This window comes from Enterobacter sp. ECC-249 (genome assembly GCF_043965265.1).
Taxonomy (GTDB): Bacteria; Pseudomonadota; Gammaproteobacteria; order Enterobacterales; family Enterobacteriaceae; genus Enterobacter; species Enterobacter quasiroggenkampii.
Genome location: NZ_CP143660.1, coordinates 751,856 through 775,203, shown reverse-complemented (window position 1 = coordinate 775,203; position 23,348 = coordinate 751,856). Strand labels below are relative to the sequence as shown.

Genomic DNA, 23,348 nt, shown 5'->3' with positions numbered 1-23,348 from the left:
ACAGCGCAAAAAGGCTGGTGACTAAAAAGTCACCAGCCATCAGCCTAATTACTTAGGCTGCAACCAGAAAAGTTGGCTTATTTAACTTCAACTTCAGCGCCAGCTTCTTCCAGAGATTTTTTCAGTGCTTCTGCGTCGTCTTTGCTCACGCCTTCTTTCAGCGCAGCTGGAGCAGATTCTACCAGGTCTTTAGCTTCTTTCAGACCCAGGCCAGTTGCGCCACGTACTGCTTTGATAACAGCAACTTTGTTAGCGCCAGCAGCTTTCAGAATTACGTCGAATTCAGTTTTTTCTTCAGCAGCTTCAGCCGGGCCCGCAGCTACAGCTACAGCAGCAGCAGCAGAAACACCGAATTTTTCTTCCATTGCAGAAATCAGTTCTACAACGTCCATTACGGACATAGCTGCAACTGCTTCAATGATTTGATCTTTAGTGATAGACATTTAAATTGTTCCTGAAAATCAGAATAAGTTTATACGTAAGCGAATGCTTTATAAAGATAACTGCTATTAAGCAGCTTCTTTCGCATCGCGAACAGCAGCCAGAGTGCGAACCAGTTTGCCAGCCGAAGCTTCTTTCATGGTTGCCATCAGGCGTGCAATTGCTTCTTCGTAGGTCGGCAGGGTTGCCAGGCGATCGATTTGCGATGCCGGGATCAACTCACCTTCAAAGGCTGCAGCTTTGACCTCAAATTTTGCATTCGCTTTCGCGAACTCTTTGAACAGACGAGCAGCAGCGCCCGGGTGTTCCATAGAGTATGCAATCAGGGTCGGACCAACAAACGTGTCTTTCAGGCACTCGAACTGAGTACCTTCAACTACGCGACGCAGCAGGGTGTTACGAACAACACGCATGTATACGCCAGCTTCACGACCTGCTTTACGCAGTTCAGTCATTTTGTCTACAGTAACGCCACGGGAATCCGCAACTACTGCAGACAGCGCGCCTTTGGCTACTTCGCTGACTTCAGCAACAATCGCTTGTTTGTCTTGAAGATTTAAAGCCATTAGCTTTGCTCCTGGATGTTTGCCGGAACTCATGTTCCGGAACTCACTTCACTCTCCCCAACGGAAAGAGCGTCTTAATACGGTGAGCAGAAACAAGCCAGAGTATCCAAAAATAATCTTAGCGTTCTGTCACCGTCTACGCAGGGGATTAAGTCTCTTGCGAAACACCTGCGGTCTTCGACGGAGGCCTGGATTAGGCCAGGCTCCAACGAACAAATCTTTTAGCCGCTAACTTTCGTTAGCAAACGTGGGGGTAAGATTGTAGACAAAATCACCGCCCACGTAAAGGCATTAGTTTGCAGCAGCGCTCAGGCCAGCCTGGTCAACTGCAACACCTGCACCCATGGTGGTGGAGATGCTAACTTTCTTGATGTACACGCCTTTAGCCTGAGTTGGTTTTGCTTTTTTCAGCGCAACCAGCAGAGCTTCCAGGTTTTCTTTCAGTTTGTCAGCGTCAAAGTCCACTTTACCGATGGTGGTGTGGATGATGCCGTTTTTGTCGTTACGATAACGAACCTGACCTGCTTTAGCGTTCTTAACAGCTTCAGCAACGTTAGGGGTTACAGTACCCACTTTCGGGTTTGGCATCAGGCCGCGTGGACCCAGAACCTGGCCCAGCTGGCCAACAACGCGCATTGCATCTGGAGAAGCAATAACAACGTCAAAGTTCATTTCGCCTTTCTTGATCTGATCAGCCAGATCTTCCATACCTACCAGTTCAGCGCCGGCAGCTTTAGCAGCTTCAGCGTTTGCACCCTGAGCAAATACAGCTACGCGAACGGAACGGCCAGTACCGTGTGGCAGTACAGTTGCGCCACGAACGTTCTGATCGGATTTACGCGCGTCGATGCCGAGGTTAACGGCAACGTCAACGCTTTCAACGAACTTAGCAGTTGCCAGTTCTTTCAGCAGAGCGATAGCTTCGTTGATGTCGTACTGTTTGGTCGCATCAACTTTGTCACGGATCACGGACATGCGCTTGGTCAGTTTAGCCATTTCTTAGTCCTCCACTACCAGGCCCATGGAACGTGCAGTACCTTCGATTGAGCGAGTCATCGCTTCAATGTCGGCACCAGTCATGTCGGCAGCTTTGGTCTGCGCGATTTCCTGCAGCTGAGCGCGGGAAATTTTACCCACTTTGTCTTTGTTCGGTTTACCGGAACCAGACTTGATACCAGCCGCTTTCTTCAGCAGAACAGCTGCTGGAGGGGTTTTGGTAACGAAAGTGAAAGAACGGTCAGCGTAAACAGTGATTACAACTGGGATTGGCAGACCTTTTTCCAGGGATTCGGTTTTGGCGTTGAACGCTTTACAGAATTCCATGATGTTCACACCCTGCTGACCCAGAGCTGGACCAACTGGTGGACTTGGGTTCGCCATACCAGCTGCAACCTGCAGCTTGACGTAGGCTTGTACTTTCTTAGCCATTCTAAAATCCTCTGATTGGGTAATAGCGCCTCAGGGAGGCTCCCCGTGAATAAAATTCGTTTTACGGGCCGGGCCCATAAAAACAAAAGGCGCGAAATTGTATTCCAATCTCGCGCCCTGTGCAACGATTAAATCGCCGCTTTTTTGATCGCTGCTTAGGCTTTTTCGACCTGCGCAAAGTCCAGTTCTACCGGGGTCGCACGACCGAAGATAGAAACAGAAACTTTCAGGCGGGACTTCTCGTAGTCCACTTCTTCAACGACGCCATTAAAGTCAGCAAACGGACCGTCGCTAACACGAACCATTTCACCCGGTTCAAACAGCGTTTTAGGACGCGGCTTATCACCCACCTGCTGCAGGCGGTTCATAATCGCATCAACTTCTTTGTCGCTGATTGGCGCCGGACGGTCAGAGGTGCCGCCGATAAAGCCCATCACGCGCGGTACACTGCGCACCAGGTGCCAGCTCGCGTCGTTCATCACCATCTGAACCAGCACGTAACCCGGGAAGAATTTACGCTCGCTTTTGCGACGTTGGCCGCCACGGATCTCAACCACTTCTTCGGTCGGAACCATAACTTCGCCAAATAACTCTTCCATGTTGTGTAATTTGATATGCTCACGCAGCGACGTTGCTACGCGGCCTTCAAAACCGGAAAACGCCTGAACGACGTACCAACGCTTTTTAGGGGCTTCAGACATCTTAGAACCTCAGGCCAGTAATAAAGGAAACCAGGCGAACCAGAATACCATCCAGTCCCCACAGGATCAGTGACATTACCGCAGTTACTGCTGCCACGATCAGCGTGGTGTGCAGCGTTTCCTGGCGAGTCGGCCAAATGACCTTGCGGACTTCGGTACGCGCTTCACGTGCAAAAGCAACGGTTGCTTTACCTTTAGTCGTCAACAGCGCGACACCGCCCGCTGCAGCAATCAGAATCACCACTGCCAGCGCGCGGAGCGGCAGCATCATGTCACGATAAAGATAGTTGCCAACGATTGCCACAATCAGCAGCACGGCAACAGCGACCCACTTCATCGCTTCCAGGCCGCGCCCGCTCCCTTGAGCTTCGGTATTCGCACTCATAAACCAACCTGTCAGAAGAATTCTACAAATAATTTCACCCCGCGATTGCGAGGCGAGCCAAATCGAAATAATCCCTTTATGGATTATACGCTCTCTGCAGAGCCTGTCTCAGCAATGATTATGACAAAAATAATCACTGATGAGCCAGGTTCTGATGTGAAAGCGTGCAAAAAGGGCATCAAATGATGCCCTTTTCATGCGCATTGCGTCAAATGTTATCAGCGATTAGCCGAGAACTTTAGCAACCACGCCCGCGCCAACGGTACGGCCACCTTCACGGATTGCGAAACGCAGACCGTCGTCCATCGCGATTGGGTGGATCAGAGTCACAACCATCTTGATGTTGTCGCCTGGCATTACCATCTCAACGCCTTCTGGCAGTTCGATGGTACCGGTCACGTCAGTTGTACGGAAGTAGAACTGTGGACGGTAGCCTTTGAAGAACGGAGTATGACGGCCGCCTTCGTCTTTGGACAGGATGTACACTTCAGATTCGAACTTGGTGTGTGGCTTGATTGAGCCTGGCTTCGCCAGAACCTGACCACGTTCGATTTCTTCACGTTTGATACCACGCAGCAGAACACCAACGTTCTCACCAGCACGGCCTTCGTCCAGCAGTTTGCGGAACATTTCAACGCCAGTACAGGTAGACTTAGCAGTCTCTTTGATACCAACGATTTCAACTTCTTCGCCAACTTTGATGATACCGCGCTCTACACGACCGGTAACAACAGTACCACGACCGGAGATGGAGAATACGTCTTCGATTGGCAGCAGGAATGGCTTGTCAATCGCACGCTCTGGTTCTGGGATGTAAGAATCCAGGAAGCCAGCCAGTTCGATGATTTTCGCTTCCCACTCTGCGTCGCCTTCCAGCGCTTTCAGAGCAGAACCACGAACGATTGGGGTATCGTCGCCTGGGAAATCGTACTGAGACAGCAGTTCACGAACTTCCATCTCTACCAGTTCCAGCAGCTCTTCGTCATCAACCATGTCGCATTTGTTCAGGAACACGATGATGAAAGGAACGCCTACCTGACGACCCAGCAGGATGTGCTCACGAGTCTGAGGCATTGGGCCGTCAGTCGCAGCAACAACCAGGATCGCGCCGTCCATCTGCGCAGCACCGGTGATCATGTTTTTAACATAGTCGGCGTGGCCTGGGCAGTCTACGTGTGCGTAGTGGCGAGTCGGGGTGTCGTACTCAACGTGGGAAGTGTTGATGGTGATACCACGAGCTTTTTCTTCTGGTGCGTTATCGATCTGGTCGAATGCACGAGCAGAACCACCGTAGGTTTTTGCCAGAACGGTAGTGATTGCAGCGGTCAGCGTTGTTTTACCATGGTCAACGTGGCCGATAGTACCGACGTTAACGTGCGGTTTTGTACGTTCAAACTTTTCTTTAGACATCGATTGTCCCTCTAAGACACGGATAAATCGGTGATATCACCACATCAACCAGGCGAAATGCCTGAATTGTTGAATACAGTAAAATTGAAACAGAGAGAAACGGGAAGGAGAAGTGAAGTGGTGCTGATACCCAGAGTCGAACTGGGGACCTCACCCTTACCAAGGGTGCGCTCTACCAACTGAGCCATATCAGCACGTATTGGAGCGGGCAGCGGGAATCGAACCCGCATCATCAGCTTGGAAGGCTGAGGTAATAGCCATTATACGATGCCCGCATCCTGAAACTCGGCTACCCAGTTCTTTCTGTAACAAAAAAAGAGATTTCTCTCTTTTTCAGTTTGAGCTGGCTAATTTTTCCAACCAGCTCCGGCGGCATTTACGCTGCCAGAAAGTGGTGGTGGGGGAAGGATTCGAACCTTCGAAGTCTGTGACGGCAGATTTACAGTCTGCTCCCTTTGGCCGCTCGGGAACCCCACCGGACTTGATGGTGCCGACTACCGGAATCGAACTGGTGACCTACTGATTACAAGTCAGTTGCTCTACCTACTGAGCTAAGTCGGCATCAAGTAGCGCGCATTCTATGGATACCTGCGCGGTCATGCAACTAAAAATTTGCATAAAACGTTCTTTCGCTCACATTTTATGCGAACAACGTATCGGACGCTGTAAAAGTAGTCATTTGAGGTCAAATATTCAACATATCATCGTGATTTGCACCGTATTCACCGTAGCGTGACGGCTTCCGCGTTACGCAGCGCTTTCCATCTTTTTTCTTATTATTCCTGTCATCTGGTGTTAACCTCCTGCCCATTGTCCAAAATTAACTGTGTGATGAGCCATGATCCGGCAGTGTGATGCTGGCTCACTGAAGCATGCTTATGAGCAAAAAAGAGCAAACGTTAATGACGCCTTATCTTCACTTTAACCGCAGCCAGTGGGCTGCCCTGCGTGATTCCGTCCCTATGACGCTGACGGAAGGTGAAATCGCACGGTTAAAAGGGATAAACGAAGATCTGTCCCTTGAAGAGGTGGCAGAAATTTATCTCCCCCTCTCTCGCTTGCTTAACTTCTATATCAGCTCGAACTTGCGCCGTCAGGCCGTGCTGGAGCAGTTTCTCGGGACGAACGGTCAACGCATTCCTTATATCATTAGTATCGCAGGCAGCGTGGCCGTGGGTAAAAGTACCACCGCGCGTGTCCTGCAGGCCCTGTTGAGTCGCTGGCCGGAACACCGCAGCGTGGAGCTGATCACCACCGACGGCTTCCTGCACCCGAATGAGGTGTTAAAAGAACGCGGCCTGATGAAGAAGAAAGGCTTCCCGCTCTCTTATGATATGCACCGTCTGGTGAAATTTGTCTCTGACCTGAAATCCGGCGTGCCTCACGTGACTGCACCAGTCTATTCGCATCTGATCTACGATCGCATCCCGGGTGGGGATAAAACGGTGGTCCAGCCGGACATCCTGATTCTGGAAGGTCTGAACGTGCTGCAAAGCGGGATGGACTATCCACACGACCCGCATCACGTATTCGTCTCGGATTTCGTTGATTTCTCTATCTATGTCGATGCCCCGGAAGACCTGCTGCAGAACTGGTACATCAACCGTTTCCTGAAGTTCCGCGAAGGGGCGTTCACTGACCCGGATTCCTATTTCCACCACTATGCTCAGCTTTCTGAAGAAGAAGCGATCGGCGTGGCCACGGGACTGTGGAACGAGATCAACTACGTGAACCTCAAAGAGAACATCCTGCCGACGCGCGAACGCGCCAGCCTGATCCTCACCAAGAGCGAGAAGCACGCCGTCGACCAGATTCGCCTGCGGAAATAATCAAGCAGGCATAAAAAAACCGGCTTAGCGCCGGTTTTTTTTATTATGCATGTGGCTTCTCGCCATTTTCATCCTGATCGACCGCGAAGCAGGCAACCAGCTGACCGCCATAATCCTTCAGCTGCGGCTGGAGCTGGGTGCACGGGCCAAAGCGACGGCTGCAGCGGGCGTTGAATGCACATCCCGGAGGCGGATTCAGCGGACTTGGCAGTTCACCCGTCAGCTTAATACGCTCACGACGATCGTCCGGGTTCAAACGCGGCGTCGCAGACAGCAGCGCCTGGGTATACGGATGACGAGGGTTATTAAAGATCTGGTCTTTGGTCCCCTTCTCCACGCAGCGTCCCAGGTACATCACCATCACCTCATCAGCAATATGCTCCACCACCGACAGGTCGTGGGAGATGAAAACGTAAGACAGCCCCAGCTCCTGCTGGAGATCCATCATCAGGTTCAGAACCTGCGCACGCACGGATACGTCGAGCGCGGAGACCGGCTCATCGGCAATCACCACGTCCGGATCGAGCATCAGCCCGCGCGCGATGGCAATACGCTGACGCTGGCCGCCGGAGAACATGTGCGGATAGCGGTCGTAATGCTCGGTTTTGAGGCCGACCTTCGCCATCATCGCCAGCGCTTTTTCACGGCGCTGCTCTTTGCTCAGATTGCTATTAATCAGCAGCGGCTCTTCCAGAATCTGCCCGACTTTTTTACGCGGGTTCAAAGAACCATACGGGTTCTGGAACACAATCTGGATTTTCTGGCGGCGCAGCTTCTGCGCCTGCGGATCGTGCTTGAGCAGATCCTGACCCTGATAATAGAGCTCACCGCCGGTCGGTACCTCAATCATCGTCAGCAGCCGGCCCAGCGTGGATTTACCGCAGCCTGACTCCCCCACCACCGCCAGCGTTTTACCGCGTTCGAGGTTAAAAGAGACGCCGTCCAGCGCTTTCACCAGGCGTTCAGGGGCAAACAATCCCTTCTTCACCGGGTAGTATTTTTTCAGATCGATGGCCTGCAACAGCGGCTGTTGCGTGGTGGCCTGTTGCGTACTCATAGTGTTGGCCTCCCGGCATCATCGAGTGGGTAGTGGCATTTCGACTGACGACCGTCAGCCAGCTGGTTCAGCTCTGGCTCTTCTGCCCGGCATTTGTCCGTCGCATACGGACAGCGCGGATTGAGCAGACAGCCCTGCGGACGGTCATATTTACCCGGCACCACACCCGGCAGCGACGCCAGACGCGCTTTGTCCTGGGCAAACTCCGGCAGCGCGCGTAAAAGCGCCTGGGTATACGGGTGACGCGGCGCGCGGAAAATATCGTGTGAGTTTCCGGTCTCGACCACCTGGCCGGCATACATCACGATGATTTTGTGCGCGGCTTCGGCCACCAGCGCCAGATCGTGCGTAATCAGCACCAGCGCCATATTCTCTTTCTGCTGCAGCTCCAGCAGCAGTTCGATGATTTGCGCCTGAATGGTCACATCCAGCGCCGTCGTCGGCTCATCCGCAATCAGCAGCTTTGGCCGACAGGCTATTGCCATGGCGATCATCACGCGCTGGCTCATCCCACCGGAGAGCTGATGCGGATAAACGTCCAGGCGCGATGCCGGGTCAGGAATACCTACCTGGTTCAGCAGATCGATCGCGCGCTGGCGACGGGTTTTCTTATTCCCGCCCTGATGCACCTTAATCGCTTCCATGATCTGGAAACCAACGGTGTAGCAGGGGTTCAGGCTGGTCATGGGATCCTGGAAAATCATCGCCACTTCGGCGCCCACCAGCTGGCGGCGCTGTTTTTCAGAAATGCGTTTCAGATCCTGACCGTTAAACTGCAGGTTTTCCGCCATCACGCGGCCCGGGTAATCAATCAGCCCCATGATCGCCAGCGAGCTCACTGACTTACCGGAACCGGACTCCCCGACGATACCAACCACTTCGCCCTGATTTACGCTGTAGCTGATGCGGTCCACGGCGCGAAACGGGGTGCCTTCGTCGCCAAAGTGCACCGATAATTTATCTACATTTAATAACGCCATCTCGTGCCTCTTACTGCTTCAGTTTGGGATCAAGCGCATCACGCAGGCCATCACCCATCAGGTTAAATGCCAGCACCGTCAGCAGGATTGCCAGACCCGGGAAGGTGACAACCCACCAGGCGCTTTGTGCGAACTGCAACACGTCGGAGAGCATCGTGCCCCACTCCGGTGTTGGCGGCTGCGCACCCATGCCCAGGAAGCCAAGAGCGGCCATATCAAGAATGGCGTTAGAGAAGCCGAGCGACGCCTGAACAATCAGCGGCGCAAGGCAGTTCGGGAAGATATTGACAAACATCTGGCGCATCGCACCGGCACCCGCCACGCGAGAGGCCGTGACGTAGTCGCGGTTCACTTCTACCAGCACCGCCGCACGGGTTAATCGCACATAGTGAGGAAGTGCCACGAAGGTCAATGCCAGCGCGGCGTTGCCGATTGACGGACCGAAGATCGCCACCAGCACCAGCGCCAGCAGCAGGCTTGGCAGCGCCAGCATGATGTCGACGATACGCATAATGATGTTATCAACGATACCGCCGAAGTAACCGGCAACCAGACCCAGCACGATCCCCATAATCAGGGATAACACCACCACCAGGCAGCCGACCAGCAGCGACAGGCGCGCGCCGTACATCAGACGCGACAGCACGTCGCGGCCCACGTCATCGGTACCCAGCAGGTGGGCCAGGCTACCGCCATCCTGCCACGCAGGTGGCGCGAGAAGCGCATCGCGGAACTGGTCCGCCGGGTTATACGGTGCGAGGAAGTTCGCAAACACCGCAATCAGGATCATGATTGCGACATACACCAGCCCTACCACCGCGCCTTTATTGCGCTTGAAGTAGTGCCAGAATTCCTGCAGCGGCGTCATAGGAACCGGTGCAGCGACCACTTTATTTTGAGTGACTTGTGACATGATGGTCCCTTACTTCTTATGACGAATACGCGGGTTCACCACGCCGTACAGCAAATCGACCAGCAGGTTGACGAGAATAATCATCGTCGCGACCAGCAGTACACCGCCCTGCACAACCGGATAGTCACGGCGTTGCAGCGCGTCAATCAGCCAGCGTCCAAGACCCGGCCAGGAGAAAATGGTTTCGGTCAGAATCGCCCCCGCCAGCAACGTCCCCACCTGGAGACCGATAACGGTCACTACCGGCAGCATGGCGTTACGCAGCGCGTGAACGATAATGACGCGCATACGCGTCAGGCCCTTGGCGCGCGCGGTGCGGATATAATCCTCACCCAGCACTTCCAGCATGGAGGAACGGGTCATACGCACGATCACCGCCAGAGGAATGGTGCCCAGCACCATCGCAGGCAGGATCATGTGCGCGACGGCATCCATGAAGTTGCCCTCTTCTCCCCAGATAGCCGTATCAATCAGCATAAAGCCGGTGAGCGGGTTGGTATCATCAAGGAAGACCATATCGCTAACGCGCCCGGAGACCGGTGTCAGGTTAAGCTGCACCGATACCAGCATGATCAGCATCATGCCCCACCAGAAAATAGGCATGGAGTAGCCGGTCAGCGCCAGGCCCACTGCGGTGTGGTCAAAAATAGAGCCACGCTTGACGGCAGCCAGAACCCCGACAGGAATACCTACCGCGGTGGCGAAAATCATGGCGCAGACGCCAAGTTCCAGCGTCGCTTTAAAACGCGGCACGAACTCGTCCCACACCGGAAGACGGCTTTTCAGCGAAATCCCTAAGTCACCGTGCAGCACGCCCCAGATATAGTGGAGGTACTGCTGCCACATCGGCTTATCGAGACCGAGTTCCGCCAGCAGCTGTGCATGGCGCTCAGGGGAAATACCACGCTCGCCCGCCATAATCATTACCGGGTCGCCGGGGATCATATGGACGAAGGCAAAAGTGAGAAGGGTGATACCGATAAACGTGGGGATAACAAGTCCCAGACGTCGGAGGATGAACTGCAACATAACCCGGATTCTCTCTGATGACGCACGACCAGTGGCGTGACGTCTGTATTGCTCACAAATGTAAATTCCCTCTCTCTTCGGGAGAGGGTTAGGGTGAGGGGATGCATGCACGCCCCTCACCCCTGCCCTCTCCCAGAGGGAGAGGGAGAACACCCTACTTATTATTCAACAGATACGTTTTCGAAGTGGTGTTTGCCCAGTGGATCAACCACGTAGCCCTTCACTTCTTTACGCACTGGCTCGTACACGGTGGAGTGAGCAACAATCAGCGCCGGAGCCTGATCGTGCATAACAACCTGAGCCTGCTTGTACAGTTCAATACGTTTGTTGTGATCGTCGGTCGCACGCGCCGGCTGGATCAGGTCTTCAAACGGCTTGTAGCACCAGCGAGAGTAGTTAGAACCGTCTTTCGCCGCTGCGCAGCTGAACAGGGTGGCGAAGAAGTTGTCCGGATCCCCGTTATCACCGGTCCAGCCCATCATTACCGCCTGGTGCTCACCCGCTTTGGCGCGCTTCAGGTACTCGCCCCACTCGTAGGTCACAATCTTGGCCTGAACGCCAATCTTAGCCCAGTCAGCCTGAACCATTTCTGCCATACGGCGTGCGTTCGGGTTGTACGGACGCTGTACCGGCATCGCCCACAGCTCAACGGTGAAGCCTTTATCCTGGCCCGCTTCTTTCAGCAGCGCTTTCGCTTTCTCAGGATCGTAGCTGTAGTCTTTAACGTCGTCGTTATAGCCCCACATGGTTGGTGGGATCAGGTTTTTGGCAGCAACGCCAGCGCCCTGGTAAACCGCCTTGATAATCGCTTCTTTGTTCACCGCGTAGGTCAGCGCCTGACGCACTTTCACGTCATCAAACGGTTTCTTCTCGGTGTTGAAGGAGAGATAGCCAACGTTCAGGCCAGCCTGTTCCAGCAGGTTGATGTTCTTGTCCTGCTTCATGCGGGCAATATCAGCCGGGTTCGGATACGGCATGACCTGGCATTCGTTTTTCTGCAGTTTTGCATAACGCACTGACGCATCAGGCGTGATGGAGAAGACCAGACGGTCGATCTGCGGCTTGGTGCCCCAGAAGCCTTCGAATGCTTTATACAGAATGCGGGAGTCTTTCTGGTACTGCAGCAGCTGGAATGGACCAGTACCGATTGGGTTCAGGTCGACTTTTTCCGGCGTACCGGCTTTCAGCATGTTGTCCGCGTACTCTTTGGACAGAATTGAAGCGAAGTCCATAGCCAGGTCAGCCAGGAATGGCGCTTCCGGACGAGTCAGTACGAACTGAACCGTTTTATCATCCACTTTTTTCACTTCAGCGATCAGGTCTGGCAGACCCATCCCTTCGAAGTATTCATAGCTGCCGCCAGACACTTTGTGGTACGGGTTCTGAGCGTTTTTCTGACGGTCGAAGGAGAACACAACGTCGTCGGCGTTAAAGTCGCGCGTTGGTTTGAAATCTTTGCTGTCCTGCCACTTCACGCCCTGGCGCAGGTGGAAGGTATAGGTTTTACCGTCTTCGCTGACGTCCCACTTCTCAGCCAGACCCGGAATCACTTCCGTGGTACCAGTTTTGAATTCAACCAGACGGTTATAGATCGGTACAGAGCTTGCGTCGTACGTCGTACCAGAGGTAAAGAGCTGTGGGTTAAAGCCTTCCGGCGAGCCTTCAGAACAGTAAACCAGGGTTTTTGCCTGTACGCTTGCTGCCACGGTCATAGCCACCAGGCTCAGACCAAGCTTCAGCATCCCTGACTTCTTCAAGGAAATACTCATTATTCTGCTCCAATGTGATGTTTTGCTTTGTTGTGTTACGCCGCCAGACCTTTATTTATTTTTTACCCGGTCCGGTCGGAGGTGCCCGAAGGCGTTAAAGGGATGGAGAATCCTTTCAGAAGAGCGTTTGAGTTGCAGCGCAGATCGTCCCTGAAATGCCCCTCATGCCCTACAATCTGTCAACAGAATGTGAAAACGTCAATACAGGTGACGGGGATTTACGCTGAGTGTGAGAAACCGCAAACAAAGATTAAAAAAACCATGAGCGCCAGTTTTCAGCAGGGAAATTTATGCTACTCGCCATGTTGCAGCACAACTATCTTCATATTTCGCAACAATCAGTGATTAACTTTTATTCAGAATGGGTAAATTTTCTTGCAGAATGGTGATTATCTGAGCACTAAATACCGCGAACGTTAAAACGCACAGCGAAAAATGCTGAGGTTATCCATAAGCAACGCGAAAAAAGATCAATCTATATATAAAAAAATACAATGGATTATGTCACAAAATCGTTAACAGGCAGGGAGAAGCAGGCCTAAGGGGCGTTTTGGATACTCTGACGGGATAAGATCATAATGCAAAAAGGGCTAACCTTACGGTTAGCCCTTTTCAGAATGTGGTCGGCGAGAGAGGATTCGAACCTCCGACCCACTGGTCCCAAACCAGTTGCGCTACCAAGCTGCGCTACTCGCCGAATGCGGAGCGCATCTTACTGCTGAGGTGCGCCCCCGTCAATCCCTTATTTTCAAAAAGCCATTCAACTGGCGATATTCTCGCCAGAGCAGCTACTGCGCGGCTTTTACGCTGTTAGCAGGGAGTTTACACCAGTTGTTGTTTTCGTTAATCCCACCGTTCGGTGAGGTATAGCCGAGACAACCCATAATGGTGTCATACAGCTCAACGTGACGACGCGGCACCTTCATCTCCGCTTCTTTCTTCAGCTGAGCAAACATCTTCGCTTTCTCCGGATTTTCAAGATACTTATCCGACATCCACATGATCATCGGCACGCGGAACTGTTCTGGCGGTGCCAGCTTGCGCGGCGTACCGTGCAGGTGCTCTTTCTCGTTGATGGATTCACCGTGGTCTGCCGCGTAAATCACAATCGCTTTTTTATCGCGCAGCTGGTCAATCACCCGGCTCAGGAAGGTATCCACATACAGCACCGAGTTATCGTAGGCGTTAATCAGCTCCTGCTTGCTGCAGTCTTTATTAATACCTACGCACTCAGGCTGCCATTTCGCGAAATCGCGCGTGTAACGCTGGTAATAACTGTAATGCGACCCTTTGGTATGCAGAATGACGAGATGTTTGCCCTGCGGGTGATTATTCAGAGACTGGGACATCTCCTCAAGCAGCAGCATGTCGTCCACGTTTTTCCCGCGGTTACGCGGTTCGGCGCCAATCTGCTCACGGTACGCGATGTTATCTGCCAGGGTATTGGTGTAGAACCACATCTCACTTTGCATAGCGAACAGGTCAGAGCTAAAGCCAAGCTGCTTCAGCACGGCAAAGACGTTTTGTTCTTTCAGCGTACGTTGCGGGTTATCGCTTGCACCGCCTTCACGTACAAACATACAGCGCAGCGAGAGCTTGGTCGCGGTATCGCAGGAGTAGCCACGGTAGGCCACCAGGTTCTTCTCCTGCGCCAGCTTTGGCGTGGTATCCCGGCCATAACCGAGAATGCCCATATGATCCCAGCGCGTCGTTTCACCAATAACAAAGACGACGTACGTATCATCAATCCCGTCGGCTGGCGGCTGGTAGGTGAATTTTTTCAGTGGATTGATCAGAGACTTCACATCGCTGGATTCATCCGCCTGAGCCCAGGCATAAAGACCTAACGCCGACAGCCAGTTAGACGGCAAATACGAGTTTGCCACCACGCCGCCATAGCTTGGCATATCCACGCCCGTCGCTTTTTCAATCCGTTTTTGCTGTTGTTCCATCAGGCGAATAGGTGCCCACACCAGCAGACCGGCCAGCAGAACGACAAGGATATTGCGAACCCGCTGCCCGCGCGTGCGCAGCTGACGTAACAAGGTATAGCGGCAGGTATTGTTCCAGATAAAGAAGAGCGGGATCAGACAGGTCAAAATCGTCCAGACAATAAAGCCTTTCCCCACCACCTCTTTCGAGAGGTCGATATCCGTGGTCATCACTGAGGCAACGATACCGTACCCAATGACCACGTTCATAAATGTCATGTAATAGCTTGCGGCGGCGGAGATAATCACCACCAGCGAGGCCAAAATTTGCCAGGTACGTCGGCCAAAAAGAGAGAGCAGGCGTAACAGGAAGAATGTGGCGAGGATCGAGCCGAACACTTCAATCGCGGCAAAAATTCCATTTCTTACGGTGAGGTGCTCAAAATAACCTTCCACTCTTCTGAACAGCACCGCGCCATTCAGAAACAAACCGATATAGACAGCCAGCATCAGACACAAACGTTGCTGGGTAAGAGACCTAATGTATTTCATGCAAACAACCCTGGGGGAAGGGGTATAAAGACCCGTCGAATCTCAAAGAGAAAACGGACAGAGTAAGTAAATGCGTAAGGAAGCGTTATGAGAAACGTCTACAAGCGCGGTAAGTAGACCACAGCGGGAGAGAAAAGTGGCAGCAGAGAGTGTGATCGGTGTAAATTTTTACAAAATATCGAGACGGGAAGCGTCTCGCATAAAGAAAAAAGAGGCCACAGAGGCCTCTTTCATACAGCTTACGCATGCGCTTCTTTGAAGACTTCACGCTGCGGCTGGCGAATCGTGGTCGAGAGCGCCAGCGAGATAATCAGCAAGGCAAATATCACGCAGAAGGTCACGTAGAACCCGCCGAACAGGGAGGCAATCAGCGAGCCGCAGATACTGCCGATCCCGAAGCCAAGATAGATAACCCCATAGTTTTTCGCCAGATTGTTCAGGCCAAAGAACTCGCTCACCAGTGACGGGAAGACGGTAATGGTGCCGCCGAAGTTAAAGGCCACGCAGGCAATCGCCGCGAAGAAGGTGGCTTCATTCAGCGGAGCGAACAGCAGCGCCGCCATACCGACCAGCGAGACCACCTGCCCAATCGTAATCACGCGGATGCGGGCAATTTTGTCAGACAGAATACCGAGCACCAGACGACCGGAGAGGTTGGCAATGGAGATGACCGTCACCGCATTCGCCGCCGTGGCCGCATCCAGTTTTACCATCCCCTGCGCGATATCTTTCGCCACGCCGATGACATACAGACCGCTCATGCAGGCCGTCAGGAACATCACCGCCAGCATCCAGTACTGTGGCTTACGCATAGACTGCGCCAGGGTGAAGTCGTTCTCCACCACGCCGTTCACGGATTTAACTTCCTGCTGAGGCGCATCTTTCATCAGCGTGGAGCCGAACAAAATCATCACCAGAACAATTGCGCCCCAGATCATAAAGGTTTTTTCGAGGCCGACTGACGCCAGCAGGTGGGCGTCGATAAATTTGAACCCAAGGCTGCCTAAACCGTAAGAACCAATGGCAAACGCGGAGATTAAGCCTTTACGCTCCGGGAACCACTTCACGCAGTTCGACAGGGTCAGGAGATAACCTGCGCCATCGGCCAGACCCACCAGCACGCCGGCGCTCAGCCACAGCATCATCAGGTTGCTGGAATGCGCCGTGAGGAAAAAGCCCAGACCCAGCAGTATGCCGGACGCCATAGTCACACGCTTCACGCCAAAACGCTCCTGCAGCTTGCCCGCGACGGAAGACGAAATCGCCAGACCCAGGCTCAGCAGACCAAAGGAGAACGCGACCTGGCTGACCGGCGCGCCGAGTTTGTCGGAAAGCGCGCTGTTAAACAGGCTCCAGGTATAGACCGACCCCAGCGCAAACTGAGTGACGATGGTGCCAAAGAGCGTGAGCCAGCGCGTGCGGTTGTAGGTTGATGTGTTCATGGCAGTTGTCCTGCAAGAGAAATTGAGGGAATTCGCTGAGGACAACGATAAACAAAACCTCAATATGCCTGGGGTAAAACGGCATGAAATGCAGGCGGAACGGAATGAAATGCCTGGAATCGGGAATGAATGACCTGGCACGGGAATAAAGCGATAGCATGTTAGTGTCTGCTATCGCTGTAAAGACCGTGGTTGTTGTATTCGAGATGTTATCTTAACGTTTAAAAAAGTAACAACTCTAGAAGTTCGCGCTGACGCCGAGGGTGTATAAAAACTCCTCACCGGTAGTGGTATGCTCCCCCTGAGCCAGCGACGCATAGGCCGCCATATGTGTATTAAAGGGAATATCCGTTCCCACGGTGACATCCATCCAGCTACCGTTTTGAGCAGGGGCGGGCGTTTGTGGCATACCAAACTGCGATTTCCACTGGTTTTCACCAAACTGCTGGTTATAGCTGATCTGCGCCCAGGGTCGGAGATCGCCGTACTGGGTATTCACGCGCCACCCCAGCGTGCTGACGCTGGCATGCCAGAGCGGGTCGGTGATTGCCTGCGTCGACGCGCTATCACCAAACTCGTTGATCATCATGGGAGTTGTGCCGTCGTACCGCCATGCCACCACTGGGCCGGTGGTGATGCGCGCTGAAACCGGAAAATTCCAGCCCACGCTCATCGCCCCCTCCGTCGTGCTGCCAGACGGTACATTCAGGGCAAGACCCGGCGCGTTCTGCGAAGACTGAATACGCTCAGCCAGAATATCCTCATAACGCGGTTGGTGATCCGCGTCCCATGTATAGCGTTCCGCCGTATTATTTTGGGCGTCTGAAACGATATATTCCTGTTGCCAGGCAGACGCTGTATTACAAAAGAACAGGCAGGCTGAAATTCCCACCAGGCCAGAAGCAGCATGGCGACCACTGATTTTTTTTATAATCATCAACGCGACCCCAGAGAGAGCCGAATTCGGCGATATTTGTCGTTATTCAGGAAGAGCTTATAGCCCTTGTATTAACTATTGTCTTTATAGTAAACACGTCAAGCCAGTCAGAACGAAATATTTGCGAAATCAGTATCAATAAGGGAGATGACGGATGGAACGTTGCGGTTGGGTGAGCCAGGATCAGCTTTATATCGACTATCACGATCGGGAATGGGGCGTGCCGGAAACGGATGGCAAAAAACTCTTTGAGATGATCTGCCTGGAGGGCCAGCAGGCGGGTTTATCATGGATTACGGTGCTGAAGAAACGCGAAAATTACCGCAACGCTTTCCACCAGTTCGATCCTGTCGCCGTCGCTGCGATGACCGATGAGGACGTGGAACGACTGGTGCAGGACGCCGGCATCATTCGTCATCGCGGTAAGATCCAGGCCATCATCGGTAACGCACGCGCTTATCTGGCGATGGAGCAAAACGGCGAATCATTTTCAGATTTTGTCTGGACGTTTGTGAACAACAATCCGCAAGTGACGCAGGCCGCCACGCTCGCGGAAATCCCGGCTTCCACCCCGGCCTCGGATGCGCTCTCGAAGGCCCTGAAAAAACGCGGCTTTAAGTTTGTCGGCTCCACCATCTGCTACGCCTTTATGCAGGCCTGTGGCCTGGTCAACGACCACGTTACCGGCTGCTTCTGTCATCCCGGAGGCCATCATGATCCGCAAATGGCAAAGTGAAAATACCGCGCCGCTTCTGAGCCTGTGGCTCGAAAGCACCACGGAAGCGCATCCGTTTATCGCGCCGAATTACTGGAAAGAGAATGAGGCCATGGTGCGGGATGTTTACCTGCCGTCCGCTGAAACCTGGGTCTGGGAACAGGATGGCGAGCCATACGGATTTATCAGCGTGATGCAGTCTCAGTTTGTCGGTGCCCTGTTTGTGGCGCCGTCATGCATCGGGAAAGGCATCGGGCGCGCGCTGCTGAACCATGTTCAACAGCGCTTCCCGCACTTAACCCTGGAGGTGTATCAGAAAAATGTCCGGGCGGTGAATTTCTACCATGCTCAGGGCTTTCGCATTGAAGACAGCGCCTGGCAGGATGACACTCAGCACCCGACGTGGATCATGAGCTGGCAGGCGGATCAAACGCCGTTAAGGTAAGCTCGGGACCCGTATATTTCTCGACCCAGGCCAGCGCCGTGTTTCCTGCGCAGCCATTCCCCAGCTTCGAGCTGGGGAGATCTTTTGTCAGCACGTTAACCGCCCCGTTTTTACAGATACCGCCTTCGGCGAGCTCAAGGTCAGGCCATGCGCCCTGATGAATGCAGATCACGCCCGGTTTAATCCCGTCGCTCACCACCGCCCCTGCCAGCACCTGTCCACGCGAATTCCAGACGCGCACCACGTCGCCGTCCGCAATCCCACGGGCTTTCGCATCGAGGGTATTCAGCGTGATCGGCTCTCGCCCGGCGACCGCATACTGCTCGCGCAGGGAGGTGTAGTTAAGCTGGCTGTGCAGACGATGCGCGGGATGCGCAGACAACACCTGCAGCTGATCCGGCCGGGCGTTGCCATGCCATTCGTCCGGCTCGAGCCACATAGGATGCGGCGGGCAGTCAGCATAGCCAAAGCTGGCGATGCGCTCGCTGTAGATCACGATCTTTCCGCTCTCGGTTTTCAGCGGATGGCTCTCCGGATCGCGTCGAAAATCAGCGAAACGGACAAACTGCGCGTTCTGCTCGCTCTCCGGCATTTCAACAATCTGGTTCGCCTCCCAAAACTCAGCGAATGGCGGAAGCGTCACACCCTGCGCCGCACCGCGCTGCCCGGCAATCTGGTAGAAGGTCTCCAGCCATTGCAGATCGCTTTTCCCTTCGGTAAAACGCTCGCGACCGCCCGTTTCCCACAGTTCGCTCAGTTCAGCAAACACGTCAAAATCATCACGTGCTTCATCTCGCGGGGCCACTACGCGCTTCATCGGGACCATATGCTGGTTGCTGTAGTCACCGGTCATGGTGAGATCGTTACGCTCAAACGAGGTAGTCGCTGGCAGCACAATATCTGCGTGCTTAGCCGAACCGGTCCAGAAGCACTCGGAAATAACCACCAGCTCCGGCTTTTGCCAGGCGCGGATCAGGCGATTGGTATCCTGATGGTGCGTGAAGTTCGACCCGCCCGCCCACCAGACAAATTTAATATCCGGGAAGTGGCGGTCCAGACCGTTGTGCTGATAAAAACCGCCGGGGTTTTCCAGGGCTTCAACAATACGCGCCACCGGGATTTTATCTACGGCGTCCACGCCGCCCTGCACCGAGCCTTGCAAAGACGCCAGCACCGCCGCTTTACGCGTCGGGTTACCGCCGTTAGCAAAGTGATAGGAGAGACCAAAACCGCCGCCCGGCGTGCCGATCTGCCCAAGCATCGCGGCAAGCGTTACCAGCATCCAGTGTTTTTGCTCGCCAAACTGCTGACGCTGCATTCCCCAGCCGGACATTAACATCGTGGTATTTTTATAGAACAACGCCGCCAGTTCGCGGAGCTTTTCCGCCGGAACGCCGCAAATCCCGGTCGCCCACTCTGCCGTTTTAGCAACCCCGTCGGTTTGGCCCGTCAGGTAGTCGGCGAATTTATCGAAGCCGGTGGTACAGCGCGTCAGGAATTCGACATCGTGCCAGCCGTTTTCGACCAGCGTATGGGCGATCCCCAGCATCATCGCCACGTCGGTGCCCATATGGGGGGCAATCCACTCTGCGCTGTCGCCGAAGAAATCCATGGTTTCCGAACGCATCGGGTCAATGCAGATGATGCGTTTGCCGCTTTTGCGCAGCGCGTCGAAATACCCAATGCCCTGCTCGTCGCTGGCATTCCAGGCAATTTTCAACGTGTTAAGGGGGTTAGCGCTCCATAGCACCACCACGTCGGTATGCTCCAGCACCAGCGGCCAGCTGGTCTGCTGCTGGTACACTTCGTTCCCTCCCACGACGTACGGCATGATCGCCTGCGCCGCACCGGTGGAGTAATCCCCCAGATGACCGGTATAGCCTCCCGCCAGGCTCATATAGCGCTGCAGCAGCGTCGAGGCCTTGTGCAGCACGCCGTTCGAACGCCAGCCGTAGGACCCGGCGAAAATGGACGACGGACCGTAACTGTCGCGAATGCGCTTGTGCTGGGTGTGGATCAGCGCCAGCGCGTCATCCCAGCTCACGCGTACAAACTCATCCTGACCGCGAATACCCTGCGGCTTGTCCGGCGAGGCCAGAAAACCTTTACGCACCATCGGCCAGCGCACGCGCGTTTTGCTATGCACCTGATCGCGAACGACGGTCTGTAACGAGTTGGGATGTTGGGTTGGCAGTGCCCCGCGGGACGACAGGACATTTTCGCCATCGGTTTCGACCAGCATCGGCCCCCAGTGGGCGGCGGTCAGAATGGTTTTCGTTGAGGTGCTCAAGCGTGCGCTCCTGGTTGCGTGCAGGTTTACGGCCTTCTTGTTGAGGCAGTTTATGGTTTGTCACAAATTTCAGAGTTATACCCGGAATTTTCTCCGTATCTGGACGTCATAATCAACTGCCACGCTCGCCGTGGCAAAGAATAAAAAGGATTAAGGAAAGAAGATGAAAAAACGCGTACTCGTTATTGCCGCTCTGGTGAGCGGTGCTCTGGCTGTTTCTGGCTGCACAACCAACCCTTACACCGGTGAACGCGAAGCAGGTAAATCCGGCATTGGCGCGGGTATCGGCTCGCTGGTCGGCGCAGGCGTTGGGGCGCTCTCCTCCTCCAAGAAAGACCGTGGTAAAGGCGCGCTGATTGGCGCAGCGGCGGGCGCGGCATTGGGCGGCGGCGTAGGCTATTACATGGACGTGCAGGAAGCGAAGCTGCGCGACAAAATGAAGGGAACCGGCGTGAGCGTGACGCGCAGCGGCGATAACATCATCCTGAACATGCCGAACAACGTGACCTTCGACAGCAGCAGCGCGACGCTGAAACCTGCGGGCGCGAATACCCTGACCGGCGTGGCGATGGTGCTGAAAGAGTACAACAAGACCGCCGTGAACGTGATGGGCTATACCGACAGCACCGGCAGCCAGGATCTGAACATGCGCCTGTCCCAGCAGCGCGCCGACGCCGTGGCCAGCTCGCTGATTACGCAGGGCGTTGAAGCGAACCGCATCCGCACCAGCGGCATGGGCCCTGCCAACCCTATCGCCAGCAACAGCACGGCGGAAGGCAAAGCGCAGAATCGCCGCGTAGAGATTACGTTAAGCCCAATTCAATAATCGCATTTCCCCCTCTCCCCGTGGGCTGAGGGTTCCCCACAAAATAATGCCAGCACGGACGCCCCCCTCTCCCTTGAGGGAGAGGGCTGGGGTGAGGGGGAACATACAGCTCTGGTGGTCATTCCGTTCACTTTATGTTCCTTGCTACTCTGTAACGGCATGACCGGTGAACGTGCCAGGGTGGCTCAGTCGCCACCACCCTGGCGACCCGGGCTCCCGGCGGTAAATCGCCGCTTCGCGGTGCCCTCGGCTTATTCCTTCCGGCTTATCGGGTACGGGCGGAGGTAACGTCCCTGTAAAGCCCGCCCTCTCGGCGCATCCCTGCGCCTCGCCCCGGCCGGAAGGCAAACGCCTCAGCGATTTACAGCCGGACCAGGGCGTCGCTGTAAGTCATTAACTTTGCTGATGCAACATTCATCGCTTCAGGTGAAAAAATTACTGGGGATCCCTCAGCCCCGTGGGAGAGGGTTGGGGTGTGGGCATAAGACCGCAACCTCCGGTAAGCGCAGCGCTACCCGGCAAAATGCTTGATTCGCCAGATTTTCCCGCTAAGGTATTCTCACTAAATTCAGGGAAATCAGCGATGAGCAAACCAGCCCGGGCCACCATCAGCGACGTGGCGAAAGCCGCCAAAACCGGTAAAACAAGTATTTCGCGCTACCTTAACGGCGAGAAACACCTGTTGTCCGACGCATTGCTGGCGCGAATTGAACAGGCAATCGCCGATCTCGACTACCGTCCCAGCCTCATGGCGCGCGGGCTCAAACGCGGCCGCACCCGCCTTATCGGGCTGATCATCGCCGATATCACTAACCCCTATTCCGTTAACGTGCTCAGCGGTATTGAAGCCGCCTGTCGCGAGAAGGGGTTCACGCCGCTGGTCTGTAATACCAACAATGAAGTCGACCAGGAGCTGCATTACCTCGATCTGCTGCGCAGTTACCAGGTGGAAGGGATCGTGGTTAACGCCGTGGGCATGCGGGAAGAGGGTTTAAACCGCCTGCAGCAGTCCTCCCTTCCCATGGTGCTCATCGACCGTAAAATCCCGGAATTTGCCTGCGATGTGGTCGGGCTGGACAACACCCAGGCCGCGACGACCGCCACCGAACATCTCATCGAACAGGGTTTCGAGGCCATTCTGTTTCTGAGTGAACCGCTGGGGATGGTCAACACCCGTCGTGAGCGCCTGAGCGCATTTCGAGCCACGCTGGAGCGATATCCCGGCGTGATCGCCGAAAATGCCGAAACGCCGCTGCACGAAGCCGCGCAGCTCGACAACACCCTGCGTCAGTTCCACATGCGCCATCGCGGGATGCGAAAAGCCGTTATCTCTGCCAACGGGGCGTTAACCCTGCAGGTTGCACGCTCGCTCAAGCGCATTGGCCTGCACTGGGGCAGCGATATCGGTCTGCTGGGATTTGATGAACTGGAGTGGGCGGAGCTGGCTGGCGTCGGCATTACCACCCTCAAACAACCCACCTGGCAGATTGGCTATGCTGCTGTTGAACAAGTGGTTCGTCGTATTGAAGGCACCAGCGATGCCGTTCGCGAGCAGGTCTTCTCCGGCGAGCTGATCGTTCGCGGCTCCACGGCGCGTTAATTTTCCCTTGTGATACCGATCATAAATTCGACATCCTGACCTTTTCTTTGGAACCGGTTCCATCTAGCGTAATAGTATTGATATGTTGCGATGGAGTCCGAA

The 23,348-nt window shown here is 54.4% G+C and carries 21 protein-coding genes and 5 tRNA genes; 5 read left to right on the top strand and 21 right to left on the bottom strand.

Translation table 11 applies throughout. From position 1 onward, the window contains the following. Positions 1–77: 77 nt before the first annotated feature. The 11 genes from rplL to V1587_RS03745 all read right to left on the bottom strand — a co-directional run bounded on the left by rplL (position 78) and on the right by V1587_RS03745 (position 5,492). Positions 78–443 carry a 50S ribosomal protein L7/L12 gene (rplL, locus tag V1587_RS03795; RefSeq protein ID WP_006176746.1) on the bottom strand — a complete coding sequence of 122 codons (366 nt, stop codon included), beginning with the start codon at positions 441–443 and terminating at the stop codon, positions 78–80. Between the two features lie 66 nt (positions 444–509). Beyond that, a complete protein-coding gene (gene rplJ, locus V1587_RS03790; protein WP_001207203.1) occupies positions 510–1,007 on the bottom strand; it encodes a 50S ribosomal protein L10 in 498 nt (165 codons plus the stop codon). A gap of 291 nt (positions 1,008–1,298) precedes the next feature. Beyond that, positions 1,299–2,003: a 50S ribosomal protein L1 gene (rplA, locus tag V1587_RS03785; protein WP_006810530.1), complete on the bottom strand. Its 705-nt coding sequence runs from the start codon at positions 2,001–2,003 to the stop codon at positions 1,299–1,301. 3 nt (positions 2,004–2,006) lie between these two features. Then, complete coding sequence (gene rplK, locus V1587_RS03780; RefSeq protein WP_008503452.1) at positions 2,007–2,435, bottom strand: 50S ribosomal protein L11; 429 nt, start codon at positions 2,433–2,435, stop codon at positions 2,007–2,009. Between the two features lie 155 nt (positions 2,436–2,590). Continuing rightward, entirely contained in the window at positions 2,591–3,136 is a 546-nt protein-coding gene (gene nusG / locus V1587_RS03775; RefSeq protein WP_002438628.1) for a transcription termination/antitermination protein NusG, read from the bottom strand. Position 3,137: 1 nt separating this feature from the next. Further along, positions 3,138–3,521, bottom strand: coding sequence for a preprotein translocase subunit SecE (gene secE / locus V1587_RS03770; RefSeq protein WP_014068449.1), 384 nt, complete (start codon positions 3,519–3,521; stop codon positions 3,138–3,140). Between the two features lie 225 nt (positions 3,522–3,746). Then, positions 3,747–4,931, bottom strand: a complete 1,185-nt coding sequence (gene tuf / locus V1587_RS03765; protein ID WP_023309456.1) for an elongation factor Tu — start codon at positions 4,929–4,931, stop codon at positions 3,747–3,749. Positions 4,932–5,049: 118 nt separating this feature from the next. After that, positions 5,050–5,125, bottom strand: a tRNA-Thr gene (locus V1587_RS03760). 6 nt (positions 5,126–5,131) lie between these two features. Continuing rightward, positions 5,132–5,206 (bottom strand) — tRNA-Gly (locus V1587_RS03755). Between the two features lie 117 nt (positions 5,207–5,323). Next, a tRNA-Tyr gene (locus tag V1587_RS03750) sits at positions 5,324–5,408 on the bottom strand. Between the two features lie 8 nt (positions 5,409–5,416). Then, positions 5,417–5,492, bottom strand: a tRNA-Thr gene (locus V1587_RS03745). A 317-nt stretch (positions 5,493–5,809) separates the two neighbouring features. Here V1587_RS03745 and coaA point away from each other — a divergent pair. Next, the gene (gene coaA / locus V1587_RS03740) at positions 5,810–6,760 is read left to right on the top strand and encodes a type I pantothenate kinase (RefSeq protein ID WP_032668002.1); all 951 of its coding nucleotides are present in this window, start codon (positions 5,810–5,812) and stop codon (positions 6,758–6,760) included. Positions 6,761–6,803: 43 nt separating this feature from the next. Here coaA and dppF read toward each other — a convergent pair whose 3' ends face one another. From dppF to V1587_RS03695, 9 genes are all read right to left on the bottom strand, one after another. Next, a complete protein-coding gene (dppF, locus tag V1587_RS03735; protein WP_032644494.1) occupies positions 6,804–7,817 on the bottom strand; it encodes a dipeptide ABC transporter ATP-binding subunit DppF in 1,014 nt (337 codons plus the stop codon). Then, positions 7,814–8,797 carry a dipeptide ABC transporter ATP-binding protein gene (dppD, locus tag V1587_RS03730; RefSeq protein WP_008502772.1) on the bottom strand — a complete coding sequence of 328 codons (984 nt, stop codon included), beginning with the start codon at positions 8,795–8,797 and terminating at the stop codon, positions 7,814–7,816. The genes dppF and dppD overlap by 4 nt, the downstream gene beginning before the upstream one ends. Positions 8,798–8,807: 10 nt before the next feature. Then, positions 8,808–9,710: a dipeptide ABC transporter permease DppC gene (dppC, locus tag V1587_RS03725; RefSeq protein ID WP_111964354.1), complete on the bottom strand. Its 903-nt coding sequence runs from the start codon at positions 9,708–9,710 to the stop codon at positions 8,808–8,810. Positions 9,711–9,719: 9 nt separating this feature from the next. Continuing rightward, positions 9,720–10,739, bottom strand: coding sequence for a dipeptide ABC transporter permease DppB (gene dppB, locus V1587_RS03720; protein ID WP_024909087.1), 1,020 nt, complete (start codon positions 10,737–10,739; stop codon positions 9,720–9,722). 161 nt (positions 10,740–10,900) lie between these two features. After that, positions 10,901–12,508 carry a dipeptide ABC transporter periplasmic-binding protein DppA gene (dppA, locus tag V1587_RS03715; RefSeq protein ID WP_371899150.1) on the bottom strand — a complete coding sequence of 536 codons (1,608 nt, stop codon included), beginning with the start codon at positions 12,506–12,508 and terminating at the stop codon, positions 10,901–10,903. Positions 12,509–13,128: 620 nt separating this feature from the next. Then, positions 13,129–13,205: transfer RNA gene (locus tag V1587_RS03710), tRNA-Pro, on the bottom strand. 91 nt (positions 13,206–13,296) lie between these two features. Continuing rightward, complete coding sequence (gene eptB / locus V1587_RS03705; protein ID WP_371899149.1) at positions 13,297–14,991, bottom strand: kdo(2)-lipid A phosphoethanolamine 7''-transferase; 1,695 nt, start codon at positions 14,989–14,991, stop codon at positions 13,297–13,299. Positions 14,992–15,230: 239 nt separating this feature from the next. Further along, positions 15,231–16,433, bottom strand: a complete 1,203-nt coding sequence (locus V1587_RS03700) for an MFS transporter (RefSeq protein ID WP_371899148.1) — start codon at positions 16,431–16,433, stop codon at positions 15,231–15,233. Between the two features lie 238 nt (positions 16,434–16,671). Beyond that, positions 16,672–17,370: an autotransporter domain-containing protein gene (locus V1587_RS03695; RefSeq protein WP_371899147.1), complete on the bottom strand. Its 699-nt coding sequence runs from the start codon at positions 17,368–17,370 to the stop codon at positions 16,672–16,674. Positions 17,371–17,524: 154 nt separating this feature from the next. On the opposite strand from V1587_RS03695, the gene tag reads away from it, so the two are divergent. After that, positions 17,525–18,106: a DNA-3-methyladenine glycosylase I gene (gene tag / locus V1587_RS03690; protein ID WP_371899146.1), complete on the top strand. Its 582-nt coding sequence runs from the start codon at positions 17,525–17,527 to the stop codon at positions 18,104–18,106. Continuing rightward, entirely contained in the window at positions 18,084–18,530 is a 447-nt protein-coding gene (locus tag V1587_RS03685; protein WP_063622838.1) for an N-acetyltransferase, read from the top strand. The genes tag and V1587_RS03685 overlap by 23 nt, the downstream gene beginning before the upstream one ends. On the opposite strand, the gene V1587_RS03680 is transcribed toward V1587_RS03685, so the two are convergent. Continuing rightward, positions 18,493–20,772, bottom strand: coding sequence for a molybdopterin guanine dinucleotide-containing S/N-oxide reductase (locus tag V1587_RS03680; protein ID WP_371899155.1), 2,280 nt, complete (start codon positions 20,770–20,772; stop codon positions 18,493–18,495). The two genes, V1587_RS03685 and V1587_RS03680, sit on opposite strands and share 38 nt — an antisense overlap. Positions 20,773–20,983: 211 nt before the next feature. Here V1587_RS03680 and V1587_RS03675 point away from each other — a divergent pair, with 211 nt between their 5' ends. After that, positions 20,984–21,646 carry an OmpA family lipoprotein gene (locus tag V1587_RS03675; protein ID WP_024909080.1) on the top strand — a complete coding sequence of 221 codons (663 nt, stop codon included), beginning with the start codon at positions 20,984–20,986 and terminating at the stop codon, positions 21,644–21,646. Positions 21,647–22,229: 583 nt separating this feature from the next. Further along, complete coding sequence (locus tag V1587_RS03670; RefSeq protein WP_045907861.1) at positions 22,230–23,246, top strand: LacI family DNA-binding transcriptional regulator; 1,017 nt, start codon at positions 22,230–22,232, stop codon at positions 23,244–23,246. The last annotated feature ends 102 nt before the right edge of the window (positions 23,247–23,348 follow it).